General features: G+C 53.2%; 23 protein-coding genes. 15 read left to right on the forward strand and 8 right to left on the reverse strand.

Annotation, left to right across the window (positions count from 1 at the left end; genetic code table 11):
- From hflC to AAGQ96_RS02125, 7 genes are all read left to right on the forward strand, one after another.
- On the forward strand, positions 1-1,005 hold the full coding sequence (gene hflC / locus AAGQ96_RS02095; RefSeq protein WP_147194496.1) for a protease modulator HflC: 1,005 nt from the start codon (positions 1-3) through the stop codon (positions 1,003-1,005).
- A 191-nt stretch (positions 1,006-1,196) separates the two neighbouring features.
- A complete protein-coding gene (locus AAGQ96_RS02100; protein WP_147194500.1) occupies positions 1,197-1,397 on the forward strand; it encodes a DUF2065 family protein in 201 nt (66 codons plus the stop codon).
- A gap of 132 nt (positions 1,398-1,529) precedes the next feature.
- Entirely contained in the window at positions 1,530-2,828 is a 1,299-nt protein-coding gene (locus tag AAGQ96_RS02105) for an adenylosuccinate synthase (RefSeq protein ID WP_147194503.1), read from the forward strand.
- 192 nt (positions 2,829-3,020) lie between these two features.
- Positions 3,021-3,461, forward strand: a complete 441-nt coding sequence (gene nsrR / locus AAGQ96_RS02110) for a nitric oxide-sensing transcriptional repressor NsrR (protein WP_147194508.1) — start codon at positions 3,021-3,023, stop codon at positions 3,459-3,461.
- A gap of 19 nt (positions 3,462-3,480) precedes the next feature.
- Entirely contained in the window at positions 3,481-5,931 is a 2,451-nt protein-coding gene (gene rnr, locus AAGQ96_RS02115; RefSeq protein ID WP_342754705.1) for a ribonuclease R, read from the forward strand.
- A 108-nt stretch (positions 5,932-6,039) separates the two neighbouring features.
- Positions 6,040-6,774 carry a 23S rRNA (guanosine(2251)-2'-O)-methyltransferase RlmB gene (gene rlmB, locus AAGQ96_RS02120; protein WP_147194514.1) on the forward strand — a complete coding sequence of 245 codons (735 nt, stop codon included), beginning with the start codon at positions 6,040-6,042 and terminating at the stop codon, positions 6,772-6,774.
- A 101-nt stretch (positions 6,775-6,875) separates the two neighbouring features.
- Positions 6,876-8,504: an isovaleryl-CoA dehydrogenase gene (locus AAGQ96_RS02125; RefSeq protein ID WP_342754706.1), complete on the forward strand. Its 1,629-nt coding sequence runs from the start codon at positions 6,876-6,878 to the stop codon at positions 8,502-8,504.
- Here the strand turns inward: AAGQ96_RS02125 and bsmA are convergent.
- Positions 8,478-8,804, reverse strand: a complete 327-nt coding sequence (gene bsmA, locus AAGQ96_RS02130) for a biofilm peroxide resistance protein BsmA (RefSeq protein WP_342754707.1) — start codon at positions 8,802-8,804, stop codon at positions 8,478-8,480. The two genes, AAGQ96_RS02125 and bsmA, sit on opposite strands and share 27 nt — an antisense overlap.
- Before the next feature lie 51 nt (positions 8,805-8,855).
- Positions 8,856-10,790, reverse strand: coding sequence for a Cache 3/Cache 2 fusion domain-containing protein (locus AAGQ96_RS02135; protein WP_342754708.1), 1,935 nt, complete (start codon positions 10,788-10,790; stop codon positions 8,856-8,858).
- Positions 10,791-10,965: 175 nt separating this feature from the next.
- Here AAGQ96_RS02135 and yjfP point away from each other — a divergent pair, with 175 nt between their 5' ends.
- A complete protein-coding gene (gene yjfP / locus AAGQ96_RS02140) occupies positions 10,966-11,715 on the forward strand; it encodes an esterase (protein ID WP_342754709.1) in 750 nt (249 codons plus the stop codon).
- A gap of 54 nt (positions 11,716-11,769) precedes the next feature.
- On the opposite strand, the gene AAGQ96_RS02145 is transcribed toward yjfP, so the two are convergent.
- Positions 11,770-11,979, reverse strand: a complete 210-nt coding sequence (locus tag AAGQ96_RS02145; RefSeq protein WP_147194528.1) for a hypothetical protein — start codon at positions 11,977-11,979, stop codon at positions 11,770-11,772.
- Positions 11,980-12,341: 362 nt separating this feature from the next.
- Here AAGQ96_RS02145 and rpsF point away from each other — a divergent pair, with 362 nt between their 5' ends.
- The 4 genes from rpsF to rplI are packed head-to-tail and all read left to right on the forward strand — an operon-like array spanning position 12,342 to position 13,785.
- The gene (gene rpsF, locus AAGQ96_RS02150; RefSeq protein ID WP_125290324.1) at positions 12,342-12,737 is read left to right on the forward strand and encodes a 30S ribosomal protein S6; all 396 of its coding nucleotides are present in this window, start codon (positions 12,342-12,344) and stop codon (positions 12,735-12,737) included.
- A 6-nt stretch (positions 12,738-12,743) separates the two neighbouring features.
- On the forward strand, positions 12,744-13,061 hold the full coding sequence (priB, locus tag AAGQ96_RS02155) for a primosomal replication protein N (RefSeq protein WP_147194531.1): 318 nt from the start codon (positions 12,744-12,746) through the stop codon (positions 13,059-13,061).
- A gap of 4 nt (positions 13,062-13,065) precedes the next feature.
- Entirely contained in the window at positions 13,066-13,293 is a 228-nt protein-coding gene (gene rpsR, locus AAGQ96_RS02160; RefSeq protein ID WP_000135199.1) for a 30S ribosomal protein S18, read from the forward strand.
- 39 nt (positions 13,294-13,332) lie between these two features.
- Positions 13,333-13,785 (forward strand): 50S ribosomal protein L9, encoded by a 453-nt coding sequence (rplI, locus tag AAGQ96_RS02165; protein ID WP_147194534.1) that lies wholly within the window; start codon positions 13,333-13,335, stop codon positions 13,783-13,785.
- A 48-nt stretch (positions 13,786-13,833) separates the two neighbouring features.
- Here rplI and AAGQ96_RS02170 read toward each other — a convergent pair whose 3' ends face one another.
- On the reverse strand, positions 13,834-14,382 hold the full coding sequence (locus AAGQ96_RS02170; RefSeq protein ID WP_168199582.1) for a LysM-like peptidoglycan-binding domain-containing protein: 549 nt from the start codon (positions 14,380-14,382) through the stop codon (positions 13,834-13,836).
- A gap of 284 nt (positions 14,383-14,666) precedes the next feature.
- Here AAGQ96_RS02170 and fklB point away from each other — a divergent pair, with 284 nt between their 5' ends.
- Positions 14,667-15,287, forward strand: a complete 621-nt coding sequence (fklB, locus tag AAGQ96_RS02175) for an FKBP-type peptidyl-prolyl cis-trans isomerase (protein ID WP_147194540.1) — start codon at positions 14,667-14,669, stop codon at positions 15,285-15,287.
- Positions 15,288-15,361: 74 nt separating this feature from the next.
- On the opposite strand, the gene AAGQ96_RS02180 is transcribed toward fklB, so the two are convergent.
- On the reverse strand, positions 15,362-17,302 hold the full coding sequence (locus tag AAGQ96_RS02180) for a bifunctional 2',3'-cyclic-nucleotide 2'-phosphodiesterase/3'-nucleotidase (RefSeq protein ID WP_342754710.1): 1,941 nt from the start codon (positions 17,300-17,302) through the stop codon (positions 15,362-15,364).
- Positions 17,303-17,644: 342 nt separating this feature from the next.
- Between AAGQ96_RS02180 and cysQ the strand changes: the two genes are divergently transcribed.
- Positions 17,645-18,385, forward strand: a complete 741-nt coding sequence (cysQ, locus tag AAGQ96_RS02185) for a 3'(2'),5'-bisphosphate nucleotidase CysQ (RefSeq protein WP_342754711.1) — start codon at positions 17,645-17,647, stop codon at positions 18,383-18,385.
- Positions 18,386-18,423: 38 nt separating this feature from the next.
- Here the strand turns inward: cysQ and AAGQ96_RS02190 are convergent, their stop codons facing one another.
- The gene (locus AAGQ96_RS02190; RefSeq protein WP_342754712.1) at positions 18,424-18,984 is read right to left on the reverse strand and encodes a YtfJ family protein; all 561 of its coding nucleotides are present in this window, start codon (positions 18,982-18,984) and stop codon (positions 18,424-18,426) included.
- A gap of 314 nt (positions 18,985-19,298) precedes the next feature.
- On the opposite strand from AAGQ96_RS02190, the gene AAGQ96_RS02195 reads away from it, so the two are divergent.
- A complete protein-coding gene (locus AAGQ96_RS02195; RefSeq protein WP_147194551.1) occupies positions 19,299-19,505 on the forward strand; it encodes a DUF1107 domain-containing protein in 207 nt (68 codons plus the stop codon).
- A gap of 156 nt (positions 19,506-19,661) precedes the next feature.
- Here the strand turns inward: AAGQ96_RS02195 and AAGQ96_RS02200 are convergent, their stop codons facing one another.
- Complete coding sequence (locus AAGQ96_RS02200; RefSeq protein WP_342754713.1) at positions 19,662-20,129, reverse strand: DUF943 family protein; 468 nt, start codon at positions 20,127-20,129, stop codon at positions 19,662-19,664.
- Positions 20,113-20,961 carry a YPO3983 family protein gene (locus tag AAGQ96_RS02205; protein WP_342754714.1) on the reverse strand — a complete coding sequence of 283 codons (849 nt, stop codon included), beginning with the start codon at positions 20,959-20,961 and terminating at the stop codon, positions 20,113-20,115. Before AAGQ96_RS02205 ends, AAGQ96_RS02200 begins: the two co-directional genes overlap by 17 nt.
- Positions 20,962-21,006 lie beyond the last annotated feature (45 nt).

A 21,006-nucleotide genomic window follows, 5' to 3' on the forward strand; every position in this document is an offset into this window, starting at 1 on the left:
ATGCGTAAGCCATTAATCGTTGTATTGATTGTTGTGCTGGTGGTGCTGTACGCGTCACTGTTCGTGGTGCAGGAAGGGCAGCGCGGCATCGTGATGCGCTTTGGTAAGGTTCTGCGCGACGATGAAAATAAACCGCTGGTTTATGCGCCGGGCTTACATTTCAAGGTGCCATTCCTGGAATCCGTTAAGTCACTGGATGCACGCATTCAGACCATGGACAACCAGGCCGATCGCTTTGTCACTAAAGAGAAGAAAGATCTGATCGTTGACTCCTACATCAAGTGGCGTATCAGCGACTTCAGTCGTTACTATCTGGCGACGGGCGGCGGCGACGTTTCACAGGCGGAAGTGCTGCTGAAACGTAAATTCAGTGACCGTTTACGTTCTGAAATCGGTCGTCTGGACGTGAAGGACATCGTTACCGATTCTCGCGGCCGTTTGACTACCGATGTGCGTGATGCGCTGAACACCGGTAGCGCAGGTCAGGACGATGAAATTGCCACACCAGCAGCGGATGATGCGATTGCTTCCGCAGCGGCACGCGTTGAACGGGAAACCAGCAGCAAAGAGCCGTCGGTCAACCCTAACAGCATGGCGGCGTTGGGGATCCAGGTGGTGGATGTGCGGATTAAACAGATCAACCTGCCGACAGAAGTGTCGGACGCGATCTACAACCGTATGCGTGCAGAGCGTGAAGCCGTAGCCCGCAGCCAGCGTTCACAGGGTCAGGAAGAAGCGGAAAAACTGCGTGCTGGTGCCGATTATGAGGTGACGCGCACTCTGGCCGAAGCGCAGCGTACTGCTTTAATGACCCGTGGTGAAGGGGATGCCGAAGCCGCTAAGCTGTTTGCCGATGCTTTCAGTCAGGATCCTGATTTCTATGCCTTTATCCGCAGCCTGCGTGCTTACGATAACAGCTTCAACAGCAGTCAGGATGTGATGGTACTGAGTCCGGATAGCGATTTCTTCCGCTTCATGCAGTCACCTTCTAAAGTCACGCGTTAATCATGCTGTCTTAACCGGGAGCGAAAGCTCCCGGTTTGACTTCCCCTCCGACAGGCAAAACCAATCCCTGTCTGGCCTGTGCACCTCCTGAGTTTTTCTTTTCCCGTTAGCGTTCGCACGACGATCCGATATGCCATCACTGGCAGGTCGTGGCATACTACGGCTCTTTTATCAGGATCTTTCATCGCGTTATGAATGCAACTATTTGGATGGCACTGGCACTGGTGCTGATTTTGGAAGGACTGGGACCGGTACTGCTGCCGCGTATCTGGCGACGTATGATCCTCTCAATGGCGCAGTTACCGGACACGCTCCTGCGTCGCTTTGGCGGCGGGCTGGTGGTTGCAGGCGTCGTTATTTACTATATGGTGAGTGCCAGAAGCGGCGGCTAACGGGCAGGAAATGCGCCGTTCGACGCCCCACAGCACGTTCGGCAAAAAAGTACGCAATCGTATGCTAAAAGAGCTGAAAGACGGTTTTTACGGTGGTAGAATCCATTTTTAAGCAATCGGTGATTTTGAGAAATGGGTAAGAACGTCGTCGTACTGGGCACCCAATGGGGTGACGAAGGTAAAGGTAAGATTGTTGATCTGCTAACTGAGCGTGCAAAATATGTTGTACGTTACCAGGGTGGTCATAACGCTGGCCATACGCTAGTCATCAACGGTGAAAAAACCGTCCTCCACTTAATTCCCTCTGGCATCCTGCGTGAAAACGTGACCAGCATCATCGGCAACGGTGTTGTGCTCTCTCCGGCCGCACTGATGAAAGAGATGAAAGGTCTGGAAGATCGCGGCTTCCCTGTACGCGAACGCCTGTTTATTTCTGAAGCCTGTCCGCTGATTCTCGAGTACCACGTAGCACTGGACGTGGCACGCGAGAAAGCGCGCGGCGCGAAAGCTATCGGAACTACCGGTCGCGGGATTGGCCCGGCTTACGAAGACAAGGTTGCTCGTCGCGGCCTGCGTGTTGGCGATCTGTTCAACAAAGAAACCTTCGCGGCCAAGCTGAAAGAAGTGATGGAATACCATAACTTCACCCTGGTGAACTACTACAAAGTAGAAGCTGTCGACTATGACAAAGTGCTCAGCGATATGATGGCGGTTGCCGATATCCTGACCGGTATGGTTGTGGACGTTTCTGAACTGCTGGACGGCGCGCGTCAACGTGGCGATCTGATCATGTTCGAAGGCGCCCAGGGTACGCTGCTGGATATCGACCACGGAACGTATCCGTATGTCACCTCGTCTAACACTACCGCTGGTGGTGTGGCGACAGGTTCAGGCATTGGTCCACGCTATGTCGATTACGTGCTGGGTATCGTAAAGGCTTACTCTACTCGCGTGGGCGCAGGTCCGTTCCCGACCGAACTGTTCGACGAGACCGGCGAGTTCCTGTGCAAGCAGGGTAACGAGTTTGGCGCGACCACTGGCCGCCGCCGCCGTACCGGCTGGCTGGATGCGGTTGCCGTTCGTCGCGCCGTGCAGATCAACTCCCTTTCCGGTTTCTGCATGACCAAACTGGACGTGCTGGATGGCCTGAAAGAAGTGAAAATCTGTGTGGCTTACCGCATGCCTGATGGCCGCGAAGTGACCACCACCCCGCTGGCAGCAGAAGGCTGGGAAGGCATTGAGCCGATTTACGAAACCATGCCAGGCTGGTCTGAAACAACGTTCGGTGTGAAAACGCTGGATGGCCTGCCGCAGGCAGCACGCAACTATATCAAGCGTGTAGAAGAAGTAACGGGCGTGCCGGTAGACATCATTTCTACCGGTCCGGATCGCAGTGAAACAATGATCCTGCGTGACCCATTTGACGCATAAGCCGTCATTCAGGCCGGGCACTGCCCGGCCTTACTCATTCTCCCTGCGCTTTCCCATTCTGCTTCTCAATAACCCGCGCTTGCTGAAATAAAATGGCCTCGAATGCGAAGGCTGGTTTATCATCATTTATAACACTCATTTTTGAGCGGATTACTGGCGCTTTCAATACTGTCGCGCTTTTGAGGTCACTCTGTGCAGCTAACAAGTTTCACTGATTACGGTTTACGTGCGCTGATTTTTATGGCCGCTTTACCCCAGGGTAAGATGACCAACATTACTGAAGTGACGGAAACTTACGGCGTATCGCGTAACCATATGGTCAAAATCATTAATCAGCTCAGTCGGGCAGGTTACGTCTCCGCAGTACGCGGCAAAAACGGTGGTATCCGGCTGGGAAAACCTGCTTCGGAGATCGTGATCGGGCAGGTGGTCCGCGATATGGAACCGCTACAGCTGGTGAACTGCCACAGTGATTTTTGCCACATCACGCCAGCTTGTCGCCTGAAACAGGCGCTGCATGATGCCGTACAGAGTTTCCTTGCCGTGCTGGATAGCTATACGCTGGCTGACCTGGTTGAAGACAACCATCCGCTCTACCAATTGTTGCAGATTAAACAAACAATCCGCAACTGATGACAACGGAGGAACCGCAATGTCAAAAGATCCTTTTAAGGAACGGGAAGCTGAAAAATATGAGAACCCCATTCCCAGTCGCGAATTTATCCTCGCGCACTTAGATAAACGCGAAAAACCGGCTAGCCGCGAAGAGCTGGCGACAGAACTTTCAATTTCTGGCGAAGAGCAGACTGAAGCGCTGCGCCGCCGCCTGCGCGCCATGGAACGTGACGGTCAGCTGGTCTTTACGCGTCGTCAGTGCTATGCGCTGCCTGAACGTTTGGACCTGCTGCGAGGCAAAGTTATTGGCCACCGTGATGGCTTCGGCTTTTTACGCATCGAAGGCAGCAAAGACGATCTCTACCTCTCTGCCGAGCAGATGAAAATGTGCATGCACGGCGATGTGATTCTGGCGCAGGCAATGGGCGCGGATCGCAAAGGTCGTCGCGAAGCCCGCGTAGTTCGCGTGCTTGAGCCGCGTAACAATCAAATCGTTGGCCGCTACTTCACCGAAGCGGGCGTGGGCTTTGTGGTGCCGGACGACAGCCGTCTGAGCTTCGACATTCTGATCCCGCCGGAAGAGCTGATGAATGCCCGAATGGGCTTTGTGGTGGTCGTCGAGCTGATGCAGCGTCCTACGCGCCGCAGCAAAGCCGTTGGTAAAGTCGTGGAAGTGCTGGGCGACAACATGGGCACCGGCATGGCCGTTGAAATGGCGCTGCGCACCCATGATATCCCACACGTCTGGCCGCCAGAGTTGGAGCGTCAGATTGCGAAGCTGAAAGAAGAAGTGCCGGAAGAGGCGAAGCTGGGCCGTGTGGACCTGCGCGATCTGCCGCTGGTGACCATTGATGGCGAAGACGCCCGCGACTTCGATGACGCGGTATTCTGCGAAAGAAAACGTGGCGGCGGCTGGCGCCTGTGGGTAGCGATTGCCGACGTCAGTTATTACGTTCGTCCGGGCACCCCGCTGGATGACGAAGCGGTTAACCGCGGTACGTCAGTCTACTTCCCGTCGCAGGTTATTCCAATGCTGCCGGAAGTGCTGTCGAACGGTTTGTGTTCGCTGAATCCACAGGTCGATCGCCTGTGTATGGTTTGCGAAATGACCATCTCCGCGACCGGTAAACTGACCGGTTACAAGCACTACGAAGCGGTCATGAATTCCTGGGCACGCCTGACTTACAATAAAGTCTGGAGCATTCTGCAAGGCGATCAGGATCTGCGCGAGCAGTATCAGCCGCTGGTTAAAGATCTGGAAGAGCTGCACCGCATGTATCTGGTGCTGGAGAAGTCTCGTGAACAGCGCGGCGGCATCTCTTTTGAGACCGATGAAGCGAAATTTGTCTTCAACGCCGATCGCCGTATCGAACGTGTGGAGCAGGTATCCCGCAACGATGCGCACAAACTGATTGAAGAGTGCATGATCCTCGCCAACATCGCTTCCGCACGCTTTGTTGAGAAGAACAACGAACCGGCGCTGTTCCGCGATCACGATCGCCCCAGCGAAGAAAATATCAAAAGCTTCCGCTCCGTACTGAACGAGCTGGGGCTGACGCTTGGCGGCGGTAATAAACCGCATCCACTGGATTATGCCGAGCTGCTAACGCAGATTTCTGCTCGCCCGGATGCGGAAATGCTGCAAACCATGCTGTTACGGTCAATGAAGCAGGCCGTTTACGATCCGGAAAACCGTGGCCACTTTGGCCTGGCGCTGGCTTCGTATGCACACTTCACGTCGCCGATTCGTCGCTATCCCGATCTGCTGCTGCATCGCGCAATCAAGTATCTGCTGGCGAAAGAGAACGGCACGCTGGAAGGCAACACCACGCCAACCGGTGGTTTCCATTACGATTTACAGCAGATGCTGCAATTTGGTCAGCACTGTTCGATGACCGAGCGCCGTGCCGATGAGGCCACGCGTGACGTTGCCGACTGGCTGAAGTGCGACTTTATGCAGGATCAGGTTGGTGAAACCTTTACCGGCGTAATCTCCAGCGTCACCGGTTTTGGCTTCTTCGTTCGTCTGACCGATCTGTTTATCGACGGGCTGGTGCATGTTTCCACGCTGGACAACGATTACTACCGCTTCGATCAAATTGGTCAGCGCCTGATTGGCGAGTCCAGCGGTAAGACTTATCGTCTGGGCGATACGGTTGAAGTGCGGGTTGATGCGGTCCATATGGACGAACGCAAAATCGATTTTGCCCTGATCTCCAGCGCCCGTAAACCGCGTGGCGAAGGCAAAACCGAACGCGATCGCGCTAAAAAAGCGGCACCTCAGCACAGCGGAAAACGCCGTCGCGAGCAGAGCAAAAGGTCGAACTTTGAACCAGATAGCGCGTTCCGTAACGGCAAAGGCGCGGCTGAAAGCGCCAGCACCGGCGCGAAAAAAGAAAAAAAACCGAGAAAACCTTCGGATAAAACCCGTAAAATCGCCGCCGCTACCCGTTCAAAGCGCGCGGCGAAGAAAGACACTACTGCGTAACGCCGCGTCCTGCGATGTGGGTTAAACCACGCCAGGACGATTTGCGGAAACTGCGCGAGGGAACTGATGTTCCTCGCGCATAAAAATTTTCTACTGAGTAACTGATTAATGAGTGAAATTGTTTTTGGACTCCACGCCGTGCAGGCGCTGCTCGACAGCGACCCTCAGCGCTTTCAGGAAGTGTTTATCCTTAAAGGCCGCGACGACCGTCGCCTGCAGCCTGTGGTCAAAGCGCTTGAAGCTCAGGGGATTGTCGTCCAGGTTGCGAATCGCCAGTGGCTCGACAGCCAGGTTGAAGGCGGTGTCCATCAGGGAATTGTGGCGCGCGTAAAGCCGGGCCGTCAGTATCAGGAAAACGATCTGCCGGATCTGCTCGCCAGCCTGGATTCGCCTTTCCTGCTGATTCTGGACGGTGTTACCGATCCCCACAACCTTGGTGCCTGCCTGCGTAGTGCAGATGCAGCAGGCGTGCACGCGGTTATCGTGCCAAAAGACCGTTCCGCCCAGCTGAACGCGACCGCGAAGAAAGTTGCCAGCGGAGCAGCAGAAAACGTGCCGTTGATCCGCGTAACTAACCTTGCCCGCACCATGCGTGTGCTTCAGGAAGCAAACGTCTGGATCGTTGGCACGGCTGGTGAAGCCGATCACAACGTCTATCAGAGTAAAATGACCGGCCCGATGGCGCTGGTGATGGGCGCGGAAGGCGAAGGTATGCGCCGTCTTACCCGTGAACACTGCGATGAACTGATCAGCATTCCGATGGCGGGCAGCGTTTCCTCGCTAAACGTATCGGTTGCAACAGGCGTCTGCCTGTTTGAAGCGGTTCGTCAACGCAGTAAATAAATCGTTCGGGGCGTGACCTGCGCCCCGAAATTCCGCTCTTTCCCTCGCCTGTTCCGCTCTCTTTTGCATACTGATAGTGTCACCGCCAACAGGATGCCAAAATGGACGGGAAAACCCATACCGTTTTTAATCAGCCACGCCCCCTGACCAACAGCAATCTCTTCCTTTCTGACACGCCGTTGCGTGAAGCGGTTATGCGCGAAGGTGCCGGTTGGGACAGCGAGCTGTTAGCCTCTGTCGGCCAGCAGCTTGGGAATGCGGAGTCGCTTGAGCTGGGACGGCTGGCTAACAGCTTTCCGCCCGAGCTGCTGCGTTACGATGCGTGCGGCGAGCGGCTGGACGAGCTTCGCTTTCATCCTGCCTGGCATCTGCTGATGCAGGGGCTTTGCAGCAACCGCGTCCATAATCTGCCCTGGCAGGAAAACGCGCCAGCCGGCGCATTTGTTGCCCGTACGGCCCGATTCCTCCTGCATGCGCAGGTCGAGGCCGGCACGCTCTGCCCGGTAACGATGACCTTTGGCGCCATCCCGCTGCTGCAACACTATTTGCCTGCTGCTTTTCGCGACTGGCTGCCGCCGCTGCTTTCCGATCGCTACGACCCTCATTTGAAAAATGGCGCACAAAAGCGAGGCTTGCTGATTGGCATGGGCATGACAGAAAAGCAGGGCGGTACCGATGTGTTGAGCAATACCACGCATGCTGAACCGGTTGCATCGCGCGGGAATGGAGAAATATATCGCCTCACTGGCCATAAATGGTTTTTCTCCGTACCGCAAAGCGATGCTCACCTGGTGCTTGCCCAGACAAAAGGCGGTCTCTCCTGCTTCTTTGTGCCGCGTCTGCTGCCGGAAGGGGACAGAAACACCGTTCGGCTTGAACGCCTGAAAGAGAAGTTGGGCAACCGTTCCAATGCCAGCAGCGAGGCGGAGTTTTTTGCCGCGACGGGCTGGCTGATTGGTGAAGAAGGTGAGGGCGTCAGGCAAATCCTGAAGATGGGCGGCTCCACGCGTTTCGACTGTGCGCTGGGCAGCCATGCGATGATGCGTCGGGCGTTCTCCATCGCCCTCTATCACGCCCATCAGCGCCAGGTGCTGGGGCTAAATCTTATCGATCAGCCCTTGATGCGGCAGGTGCTTTGCTCACAGGCATTAGTGCTGGAAGGGCAAACGGCGATGCTGATGCGGCTCGCGCGGGCGTGGTCGATGGGCAATGACAACCAAGGCAGGCTGTTCAGCCGTTTGTTTACCCCAGCGGCTAAATATGTCATCTGCAAACGGGGAATCGGCTTTGTTGCGGAAGCGATGGAAGTGCTGGGCGGCATCGGCTATTGCGAAGAGAGCGAGCTGCCAAGGTTGTACCGTGAAATGCCGGTGAACAGTATTTGGGAAGGATCGGGCAACGTGATGTGCCTGGACGTGCTACGCGTGATGACGAAGCAGCCCGGCATAAATGAATTACTGACGGCAGAATTTGAAGCGGTAAAAGGGCAGAATCGGCACTTTGATCGCGGCTGGCGGCAGTTGCAGCTGATGCTGCGCCATCCTCATGAAAGTCAGGCCCGCTGGCTGACGGAACAGCTGTTCACCCTCGCCTGTGGCGTTCAGGTGATGACGAACCTGGAACCGGGCATTGCCGACGCATGGTGCCGGCAGATGCTGGATCCACGTGGCTGCCGCACCCTGCCGGAAAAAGTTTGTGAGCGGCTACTGCTGCGTGCTGGTGGACGTTGACGGGCCATAGAGCAGCGCCTTCGCATACCAGATACCCGGCATCACCGTTTCACTGACCAGCTGGATAACATACCATTTTGCTCCCGCTTCGTTAGCTTTAGCGGCAATCGCCCGCTCTGCGTCGTCCGGCGAGCCGCGTTCCGTTACGCTCACGGTGCCAATACGGGTCAGCGTCATGCTTTGGGCGCGAGTGATCTCCTGGGCCGTCGCACCAGCAGGTGGCGGAGGTTCAGGCGTGGTTCTAAACTGAGCACAGCTGGCAAGCAGCAGGGCGATCAAAACAGGCAGTAACCGGCGCATAGCCGCTCCTCAACAGTGGGGATAGCCTACAGTGTAAGCTATCCCGCCACTTTAAGCTTTTACGCGGAATATCTGCACCAGTTCGGTCAGATGATGGCCTTTACGGCTCAGCTCCTGCGCCGTCAGTTCGGACGTGGCGACCAGTTCCGTGCTCTGGTGAGTCGCCTGCCCGATATGGTTCATTGCCAGATTCACCTGACCAATACCGGCCGCCTGTTCTTTCGACGCCACATTGATCTCACTCATCAGCACTTTCACCTGTTCCATCCGGCCAACAATATCTTCCATCGACTGGCGGGTCTGCTCAGAAAGGTTATGGCCCTGCACCACTTTACTGAGCGAGTTCTCAATCAGGCCATCAATCTCTTTTGCCGCCACGGCGCTGCGCTGCGCCAGGGCACGAACTTCGGCCGCTACGACCGCGAAGCCTTTTCCGTGCTCGCCGGCGCGCGCCGCTTCCACCGCGGCGTTCAGCGCCAGGATATTGGTCTGGAAAGCGATTGACTCAATCACATGAGTAATGTCAGCAATGCTCTGTGACGCGCTTTTAATATCGGTCATGGTGACAACCGAACGCGAAACCGTTTCGCCGCCTTTCCCCACCGCCTGCGCGGCTTCGCCAACCAGCGTCAGCGCCTGAGAGACGTTAGCGGCGTTCTGTTCCACGGTAGCGCTCAGCTGTTCCATGCTGGCGGAAGTCTCTTCCACACTGGCGGCCTGACGCGTGATCTGCTCACTGATGTTCTCGCTGCTCAGGGCGATAGCATCGGTGCCGTCGCTGATATCCTGTGCGGACTCACGCACCTGAGAAACGATGCGGTTCAATCCATCGCCAATGCCGTTAATCGCCACAATCAGCTGTCCGACTTCGTCATGACGTTGGGTCTCCAGCGTAGCCTGCAAATTCCCTGCCGAGTAGTGCTGCGCCAGCTCGATAACTTGCTGTAACGGCTTACTCAACCAGCTACGGGTGACAAAAACAAAGCCCAGCGCAAACAGCACAACCAATGCGGAGCCAATCAGCAGGAACAGATCGCGCGTCTGTTCGATCGGCGCCAGCAGGCTGGCTTTGTTTACTTCGCCGAGGATCACCCAATGCCATTCCGGCAGATGATGCCAGGTCATAATCTGCGTTTCGCCCTGATTATCTTTAACTTCCAGGGTGCCGCGCGGCTGCGTTAACAGCTGTTGTTCCAGCGCTTCCGGCCAGGCGGGAAGTTTACCTTCACGCTCAGGATGGAAAACATACTGCCCACGGGTGCTGCCTTCAGCGTCGCTCAGAACAGAGAAGTGTCCGCTGTCGCCCAGCTTTTTGGCGAGGACTTTTTCACGGATCAATGCGTACTGTTTTGTAATATCGACACCAACAAACAGGATTGCCACCACCTGGCCGCTGCTGTCTTTTACCGGCTGATATTGGGTGATATAGCGTTTGCCAAACAGCATGCTGACACCCTGGAAGATTTTACCTTCCTGCGCCAGTTTCCAGGCCGGGCTTTGCCGATCCAGGCGGGTACCGATTGCGCGTTGCCCATCCTGTTTTCTTAATGATGTTGAGACGCGCAGGAAGTCGTCCCCCATGCGCACAAAAATGGTGGAGATCGCACCGGTTCTTTGCTGGAAATCATCTACCAGCGCTTCATCCATGTTCAGCGTTTTCGAGCCGTTACGCAAAACAGGTGCCTGCTCTGCACCCACGGCGATTTTTTGTGTATTGTCTAAGGAAAACGCCTGAGGCAAAAAGCTCTGGAACAGCGCGGTGTAGTTCGCCACTTCTTCGCTTAACGTACTGTTAAACATCGCGGCCATATCACCGATGCCATCGACCTGGTTTTCCATATTTTCCAGCGTCAATGCTTGTAGCTGTTTTGAGGCATTATGCGTCAAAGCCAGCGTCAGGATTAAAAACAGAGCGGCCACGCTCAGCGATGTAATGACCGACAGTTTGACGCCGAGGCTCCAACGGCGAAATGACAGGTGTTTCATAAATAGCCTTGTAGTTATTAGAGGGGTTAAAACGGTTAACGGCATTGCTGAGAAAATATTTAGCGGATAATTTTGTGAGCAGGCTTGCAAAACAAAGCCTAAAATCAAATTATGGTTTTTTGTTCTATCTGTCTGAATTTAATGCCAGATTTAACTGTGACATAAGGAAGATGCGATGATTGAAATCAGTACAGAATTTTTTGCCAATATTGAATGCCTTCACGCCGCTCCCGCAGGAAAACGGCATGAACCTTTACCAACGCTACTTTTTTTCCACGGTTTTACCTCTTCAAAAGAGGTTTACAGCTATTTCGGTGTTGCACTGGCTCAGGCGGGTTTCCGGGTCATCCTGCCCGATGCCGACCGACATGGTTCGCGTTACGATGGTGACACCGACGCTCGCCTCACGCATTTCTGGGAGATTCTTAAAAGCAATATTGATGAAGTTCCTCTCCTGGAACAGGCGCTGCGCGAAAAACAGCTGATTGACGGCGCGCGCTTTGCAGTGGCAGGTGCATCAATGGGCGGTATGACGGCGCTGGGCGCAATGGCGCGCTATCCGCATCTTGCCAGCGTCGCCTGCATGATGGGCTCCGGCTATTTTATGTCGCTGTCGCATACGCTTTTCCCGCCGCTGATGGCTAAAACGCCGGAGCAGCAGCAGATCTTTGCCGGGAGAATGGCTCCGCTGGCGGAATATGACGTCAGTGAACAGCTGGAAAAGCTGGCGGACAGACCGCTGCTGGTCTGGCACGGGGAAGCGGATGACGTCGTGCCGGCAGCAGAAAGCTTTCGGCTGGAGAAGGCGATGAGAGAAGCGAAACTCGATGCCAGACTGACGTTTTTAACGGAGAAAGGCATCGGGCATCGCATCACGCCGCCAGCGCTTAACGCTGTGGCAGCTTTCTTTAAACATCACTTATAGCGCGGGAGCCTGAGGCGCTTAGCCCCTTGCTTGCCGCATAGGTGTACGAAGTCCCTACAGCTGCGTCGCCAGTTTTTCTGCGGCGATGCTGGGTTCTATAAAGGCGGTACCGTCTATAGGTGAAGCGATACGGTTAATGTAGACGTAACTGTTCGCCGCTTTGCTGGTGGAGCTTTTCACCTGCTGCGCGCAGCCAGTTGTGCTGGCAAGGGCGGATGTGGAAAGTACGATTCCGAGTAAGGTGGCGATTGCGATGGTTTTCATGATTCAACTCCACAATCAGGGCATGCTTCTGACGCGAACGTCAGGGTCTTATTACAGGCAACGTGTATAGTTTAGCCCCGTCCGGCGTAAAGTGTATTAGTAATTCTTGCTCATTATTTTCGCCTGTCTGAACGTTTATTGCACTAACCGAGTGTTCTGAGGGACTTAACCAGGCCTCTCTGCCCGTGCGCAGCGATCGTTGACAAATAATTTACACCCCACGATGACTTTACCTTGAGTTTCCCGCACGCCGTAGTATGATTACGCGTCAATTTTTCAGCCGCACACAAACACGTTCCTTGCTTCCATGGGCCGCGGTTGACCCTGACAGGAGGCTGAATAATCCGTAAGGAGCAAATTCGATGCGTCATTACGAAATCGTTTTTATGGTTCACCCTGACCAAAGCGAACAGGTTCCTGGCATGATCGAACGTTACTCTGCCACCATCACTGGTGCAGAAGGTACGATCCACCGCCTGGAAGACTGGGGCCGTCGTCAGCTGGCTTACCCGATCAATAAACTGCACAAAGCGCACTACGTTCTGCTGAACGTTGAAGCTCCGCAGGAAGCGATCGATGAGCTGGAAACTAACTTCCGCTTCAACGACGCCGTTATCCGCAGCATGGTTATGCGCGTTAAGCACGCGGTAACTGAAGCTTCTCCGATGGTTAAAGCGAAAGACGAGCGCCGTGAGCGTCGTGAAGATTTTGCTAACGAAACCTCTGATGAAGCAGATGCTGGGGATTCTGAAGAGTAATTGACCGTGACGGCTAATCGGCTGACGCTGTCTGGCACCGTGTGCAAGACGCCGATGCGTAAAGTCAGCCCGTCAGGTATTCCACACTGCCAGTTTGTGCTTGAGCACCGATCTACGCAGGTGGAAGCCGGTTTTACCCGGCAAGCCTGGTGTCGGATGCCGGTGATTATCAGCGGCAAAGCCCATCAGGCCATTACTCAAAGTATAACGGTCGGCACGCCTCTCACCGTTTCAGGTTTCATTAGCAGCCATCAAGGGCGCAATGGGCTGAATAAGACGGTGTTGCATGCCGAGCAGATTGAATTGATAGATTCTGGAGACTAGCCTAATGGCACGTTATTTCCGTCGTCGCAAGTTCTGCCGTTTCACCGCGGAAGGCGTTCAAGAGATCGATTATAAAGATATCGCAACGCTGAAAAACTACATCACTGAAAGCGGTAAGATTGTACCAAGCCGTATCACTGGTACTCGCGCTAAATACCAGCGTCAGCTGGCTCGTGCTATCAAGCGCGCGCGTTACCTTTCTCTGCTGCCGTACACTGATCGTCATCAGTAATCGGCTGCTGTCCATTAACGACTTAAAGAGGATAAGGTAATGCAAGTTATTCTGCTTGATAAAGTAGCAAACCTGGGCAGCCTGGGTGATCAGGTTAACGTTAAAGCGGGCTACGCTCGTAACTTCCTGGTACCACAGGGCAAAGCTGTTCCTGCTACCAAGAAAAACGTTGAGTTCTTCGAAGCACGTCGTGCAGAACTGGAAGCCAAACTGGCTGACGTTCTGTCTGCGGCTAACGCACGCGCTGAGAAAATCTCTGCACTGGGCACCGTTACCATCGCGTCTAAAGCAGGCGACGAAGGTAAACTGTTCGGTTCCATCGGTACCCGCGACATCGCTGACGCTGTAACTGCAGCTGGCGTTGACGTGGCTAAGAGCGAAGTTCGTCTGCCGAACGGCGTTCTGCGCACCACCGGTGAGCACGAAGTGGACTTCCAGGTTCACAGCGAAGTCTTCGCTAAACTGACTGTAAACGTGGTTTCTGAAGCTTAATCGCTTCGGTTCCGCATAAAAACGCCGGCCTTGTGCCGGCGTTTTTGTTTACTGTGCCTGGAGAAAGGTGCCATCTGGCTGGCGCGTAAAGAGTACCTGTCCCTCATCGACCTCCACCGTAAGACCCGTCACCACGCCCTGTGCATTTAGTCGAATCCTGACCCGCTGGCCGGTTTGCAGATTACTCAATGGCTTGGTTGTGCCTTCAACCCGGGCCATCGCAAACACATCATTTACCGGTAAATTATGATCGCGGAATAATTGCGCCAGCGTCTGACCCGCAGCGATTTGGTAATCGTGCCATTGTCCCTGAGAATCGGCTGTTGCAGCGGTTTGCTGCTGCTCGTTACTATCCGGCTGCTGTCCGCTCAGCTCAGCCTGAATCGGGACGTCGGTTTCGCCTGAATGATAGGTTATCGGGCGCTGCGGCTGCTGCGGCGTGGGCGATGGCCACAGAAAAGCCAGTAACACCACAATGGCGGCAACAACGATGCCACGGCGATGAAAAAGGGGAAGGGGATCCATCCAGCGGGCTGAATCCGTCAGGTGCCAAAGCTTGTTAAACCATAAACGTGCTGTTGAAGATGCTTCAGGCATGGCATCGTCCTCCTTGTGCATTCTTCGCACCAGTAAAAACCGCTGAAACAGGCCACGCAGTGGATGCGGCTTTTTCTTTCGTCTGCGGGCAATATGCCCCATGTTCACCTCGATTAAAATATAGCTGATAACGCGTTGTCCGGACGGAGTTTAGTCCGTTAATGGGACAGGCGTATTGTTTCCTTTTGCGCAGGAAAAGTCACCTGAAGAAGATGGCGTTTTACGCCCGTTGCCTGCGCTGTTATGCTTCGTCCTCGGTTTTATCAATGATGAAAGGAAAATCCATGACAACCCCTTCTTTTGACGGCGTAGAAGCGCAGGCAAGTTACGGTATCGGTTTACAGGTCGGCCAGCAGCTGCTGGAATCCGGGCTACAGGGTCTGCAGCCAGAAGCGCTGCTGGCGGGTTTGCGCGATGCGCTGGAAGGGAATGCGCCGGCGGTACCGGTGGATGTGGTTCACCGTGCATTGCGTGAAGTGCATGAGCGTGCCGATGCCGTTCGCCGCGAGCGTCAGCAAGCGATGGCCGTTGAAGGCCAGAAATTCCTTGAAGAGAACAGCCAGCGTGAAGGCGTGAGCAGCACCGAGTCTGGTCTGCAGTTCAGCGTGATGACTCAGGGCGAAGGCGCAATCCCATCTCGCCAGGATCGCGTACGCGTTCACTACACCGGTAAGCTGATCGACGGCACCGTCTTTGACAGCTCCGTGGCCCGTGGCGAGCCGGCTGAGTTTCCGGTTAGCGGCGTGATCCCAGGCTGGATCGAAGCGCTGACGCTGATGCCGGTTGGTTCTAAATGGGAACTGGTTATTCCACAGAATCTGGCGTATGGCGAGCGTGGCGCAGGTGCTTCAATCCCACCGTTCAGCACGCTGGTATTTGAAGTAGAGCTGCTGGAAATCCTGTAAGAGTGCTGCTGCCGGAAAACGACGTTCGCGTTTTCCGGCAGATCAGGCTGGCTGAGTTTATGGTATCAGTGGTTTTATTCTTCTAATTTTATTTTATAAATCGCAAATCCAACTTCATCGTTACCTGCTCTCTGCAACTTATACTGCGAATGCTTTGTAATAAACTCAGCCGCTTTGGACAGGGGTGACGTTTCAAAACGAATATCCAGCGGAACCTTGCTGTTAATCTTCGCCAAACGCCAGTTATTGTCTGCCTGGGGTTTTACTTCTCCCTCAGCCTTCGTTTGCGCACTGATATAAGCCGCCACCACAGCGCGATTTTCATCGGGCGAGGCAAAGGCGACATGATCTTCACCGGTACCGGCGAATTTTCCGCCGTAGGCCCGATAGTTATTGGTTGCGACTAAAAAAGTGGCATGGGCATCGATCGGCTGGCCTTTGAACGTCAAATTGCGGATGCGTGACGTTTTATCATTTATCAGCTGGCATTCAGCGTCATAGCGTGGCGGTTGAGTCACATCTATCTGATAGTCAACGCCATCAATAACGTCAAAATTGTAGGTGCGGAAATCCCAGTTAATCAGCGACTGCGGTTTTGAGCTGCCCGGATCGATTTGGTTAAATTGTCCGGCAGAGCATTCCAGCCACGCTTTAACTTCCTCCCCACTCACTTTCATCACCACAAGCGTGTTGGGATAAAGATAGAGATCTGCCGCATTGCGAAACGTCAACGTGCCTTTTTCCACTTCAACATAGCTCGCCGGATCGTTTTTCCGTCCTCCTGCTTTAAACGGCGCCGCGGCGGAGAGCACCGGCAGGTTGGCCAAATCGGGGTCGCCCTGAATAAAATGCTCTACGTAGTCCCGCTGGGCATTATTAACGATTTGTACCGTGGGATCGTCCTGCACCAGCGACAGATAGCTGTACATCACGTCGGCCGACTTGCCAATGGGTTTACTAGCAAATTCGCGAGTGGCTTTGTGGTCATCTTCCAGAACTTTTATCAGCGCCGGATCTTCTGCCGCCAGCGATTTTTTAGCAGCCGTGTCATAAATGGGGCGCGCTTCGGCTTTGGCATCGCTAACCTGCCAGCGCCCATTATCATTATTCAGCACCAAATCGACGACGCCCAGATGATCGCCCCACATGCCTGGCATCACGGCGGGTATCCCGTTTAACGTCCCTTTGGCGATATCCGCGCCTTTGATGCTGGCGAAGTCCTTGCCGGGAAACACGGCATGAGCGTGACCAAAGAGGATGGCATCAATGCCGGGAACCTGGCTGAGATAGTAAACGGAGTTTTCTGCCATCGCCTGGTAGGGATTGCCGGACAGCCCGGAGTGGGGAATAGCAACAATTAAATCCGCGCCCTGCCTGCGCATTTCCGGCACCCATTTTCGGGCTGTTGCAGTGATATCTTCTACGGTGATTTTCCCCTGAAGGTTTTTTTTATCCCAGATCATTATCTGTGGCGGAACAAAGCCGATGTAGCCGATTTTCAGCTGATGAGGCTGGCCTTGCCGGTCCGTGACGCTAACCGGCTTGATTAAAAAGGGCGTGAATTTTGGCTTGCCGCTTTTAACGTCAATGATGTTGGCATTGATATAGGGAAATTTTGCGCCGTTGATGGCTTTTTGCAGATAATCCAGGCCGTAGTTAAATTCATGATTGCCCAGATTGCCCACCGTGTAATCCAGCGTATTCATTGCCTTATAAACCGGATGTACCTCGTTCTGCTGCAAGCCTTTTGCTGCCACGTAGTCGCCAAGCGGGCTGCCCTGAATCACATCACCGTTGTCTACCAGTACGCTATTTGCTGCTTCTTTGCGCGCCGCTTCAATCAGCGTAGCCGTTCTCACCAGGCCAAATTTTTCCGTGGCGGCGTCTTTGTAATAGTCAAAATCCATCATATTACTGTGCAGGTCGGTGGTTTCTAACAAACGAAAATCTACCGTAGCGGCGGGTAAAGTCCCGCTAATCAGCAAAGCGATGAGTGACAATGTGGGTTTGAACATTATTTTTTCCTTAAAATGGTTGGCCAGGCTCCATAGCCTCTCAAAAAGAGATGAAACTATTACTTTATGTCTCATAAATATGTGACCCACGACAAATATTTACCTCTTCTGTCTGCCAGAAGGTCACCTGCTGCATTTGTGAGGCAATCAGCAGTAAAACAGCAGCTTATACGGCAGTAAATGAATTATGCTGTGGGTAAAGAGAAACAAAGCCGGCCTGTTAGCTCAACAGCGCTCTGTGGCGATCAACTGCTATGATCACGTTATGGATTTTTGCTAACGGGAAGGGCGGTTCACTAACTGGCAAAAGCCGGTGCCAGGATGCTAATCAAGAGGTGAAAAATGTTAGATAATATATGCCAGCTGGCGCGGGAAGCGGGCGATGCCATCATGAAAATTTATGACGGACAGGCACCGCTTGATGTCGCGCATAAATCAGATGACTCTCCGGTAACCGCCGCGGATATCGCCGCGCATAAAGTTATTTTACAGGGATTATCAGCACTTTACCCTGACGTTCCCGTGCTGTCTGAAGAAGATCCGCCCGGCTGGGACGTGCGTCAGCACTGGCAGCGTTACTGGCTGGTCGATCCGCTGGACGGCACCAAAGAGTTCATCAAGCGTAATGGTGAATTTACCGTCAATATTGCGCTGATTGAAGCGGGAAAACCGGTGCTGGGCGTGGTTTATGCCCCCGCTTCTGACGTGATGTATTCTGCTGCGGAGGGCAAAGCCTGGAAAGAAGAAGGCGGCGTCAAATCACAAATCCACGTCCGTGAAGCGCATCCTCCGCTGGTCGTAGTCAGTCGCTCACATTCTGATACCGAGCTGGAAGATTATCTGAGCCATTTAGGCGAGCACCAGACCATTGCCATCGGTTCATCCCTGAAGTTCTGTCTGGTTGCAGAAGGTAAAGCCCAGCTCTATCCACGCTTTGGGCCGACCAATATCTGGGACACCGGTGCGGGCCACTCCGTAGCGATTGCCGCAGGTGCACATGTTCATGACTGGCAGGGTAAAACGCTGGACTATGCGCCACGTGAGGCGTTCCTGAACCCGGGCTTCCGCGTTTCAATATTTTAACAGGCCATTCGTCAGCAGAGGCAGAACAACTGTCTCTGCTACTTCTGTTGCAGTAGCTGGCGCACCAGCGTGATGACCTGCTTTGCCTCATCCTGAGTCAGGGCGCCATCTTTCGCGAAACGCACTTTTCCTTCTTTATCAAGCACGACAATCGCGGACCCTTCGTTTTCCAGCTGCCAGGCTTTTTTCGCCACGCCATTGCTGTCGATAATAAATTGCGACCAGGGAAACTGCTGCTTATTACTCTGAATGCTGCTGCGCACAAACATGCCGGTCCCGGGGATCGCGTCGTCGGTATTGACCAGCGTGGTGGTTTGATAGCGGTCGTGAGGGAAGCGGGCGGCTTTGATCGCTTCAATCAGCGCCGCATTCTTTTCCTTCGACGAGGCGCGGCCTGCAATATGCAACAGAACCCGGACCTTGCCCGGCAGTGCTGCGCTGTTCCAGTTCTGATAGGTGAATTTGTCCTGCTGGTAACGAAGCTCGCCACGGTCGTTGATGCCAACGGGCGGAACTCGCTCGCCCTGCACAAAATTATGCGCGCTGGCGGTTAGCGGCAGCAACAGGGCGAGCCAGGGGAAAAGACGGCCGTAATGCATGATGACTCCTTTTATCGATAATCAGATGGTTCGTCATGTTCCTGCAATATTAAACAGGGATGATGCGCCTGTCGCCAGGATATAACATCTTTGCAACACATAGCACAATTCTGTAGCCATTGAAGGTTTATACTGCTTGCACGTGTCCGCATGACAGAGCGTACTGTCATGGTGTGTAAAAACAGTAAAAAAATTCGCTTTTAGGACTTTTAGAAGCCGATATTGGTCTATAGTGAATCCACTTTGTGCTGCACAGATTCGTACCGAGCTTGGACACGACGCAGCACGTATCATTTTTCAGGAGTAGTAGCACGATGAAGATTTTCCAGCGATATAATCCGCTGCAGGTAGCCAAATACGTCAAAACGCTTTTTCGCGGCAGGATTTACATTAAAGACGTAGGCGCTTTTGAGTTTGATAAGGGTAAAATCCTTATCCCGCGTATCAAAGATAAACAGCACTACAGCGTGATGTCAGAAGTCAACCGCAAGGTCATGCAGTTGCAGCTCGATTTCAACTGAGTGCCCTGGTGTGATGATGACCGAAAGGCGCAAATTTGCGCCTTTTCTGTTGGCTGCTGAGCTTGCCCGTCACACAACAGGAAAGTCCGGCTACGTAGCTGTTGTAAACCGCTGTGGAGACGGATTTTCTTGCTATCAAAATGCGGGTGGGAGAATTTACTCATACTCATATTCGACCACCTCGCCATTTTCTTTCAGCAGGTAATTGTCACCATCATAGACAGTAAAGTGTATTCTGTTTTGGCTGTCATTATTAACAGAAAAAATGGCATCCTTTTCTATACAGTTGACTTTGGTCTTCATATCCTTAAAGCAGAGCCTGTCATATTTTCCTTCTTCTTTATAGCCATCCCCAAAAGACCAGAACATAATGGTGAAATTTCCATAAGAGGCCGGCTGGGGGATATTATATTTTGTTTTAAGTATCTCTTTGTTTTTTAGCCACCAGCTGATTTTTCCTCTGTCTGTAAAAGGAAAGTTTTTTACCAAAACATCACTGAAGTTATTTCTCTGATGGACAGCGATAACTTCTACAGGACTGAGTAACCGCCAAAGAACGTAACCGAGAAAAGAACCGCTAACCAAAAGTAATACACTGAAAAATTTCTTATTTTTTACTGTCACCGCGTCCTCCGGTAATATCTACTGTGGCAGTTATATTGGTCATAAAGGGTTTGAAACCGAACTGATTGTAGCGCTGGAGTACAAACCAGAGACGAAAAAAACGGAACTGGTTAAACTTGAACTGTAAAATATCGCTATCGTCCAGACCGAAGTGATCCTGTACCTGATAATGAATCACGGCACGGTAGCGCCCCTTCTCTATCTGTAAGGATTTAATCGTGATATGTGTAGCCCAGGTATCATGAACGGTGATGCCCATGCCGTTAAAATTATCCTGGAACCGGTCGAATTTCGGTAGCTTGCCACCAAGTACCGCATCGCTTAAATCTCCTTTTTTCCCAGGAGAATAAGTATTACTTGTCCAGTCTATAGTATCTGTTAAGGTCTGTTTTATACGTAGCAATGTACTGTTTTTAGACGTGTCCCGTAGAATATGCTCCTTCAATGCGCTGTCCAGCGACATGTCCTGAAAAGGTTTACCCTTGCCGTCCTGAAGATGGGTGATCATTTTGTCGATCAGGCTTTTGTAGGGGCCATATAGCGCGAAAGACTGCGAGAGGTGGCGGAATTCATCAAAAAGGATTTTAACGCACTCCTGGCGGGTAATTTTTTCGCCTGCGCCACGGGAGCCATAAAACATTGACTGCGGCTGGCTGAACGGGGTGACTTTTGTCAGCGTGTAGGGATTGACTCGGGTCGAAACATCCATCAGATGATAATGCGTTTTTAACTGCGCTTCAGTTAAGTCGCCACACTGCATATCACCGGCGCTGTAGTCGTCCATCCATTTTTGAGTTTTGAATATTGTGCAGGGAAACTGCAGTTCAACCATCGTAATACATTCCTTGTATTGTCTTTCGGTATCTTCTTTACACAG

This window comes from Pantoea sp. MBD-2R, from assembly GCF_039134845.1.
Classification (GTDB): Bacteria; Pseudomonadota; Gammaproteobacteria; order Enterobacterales; family Enterobacteriaceae; genus Erwinia.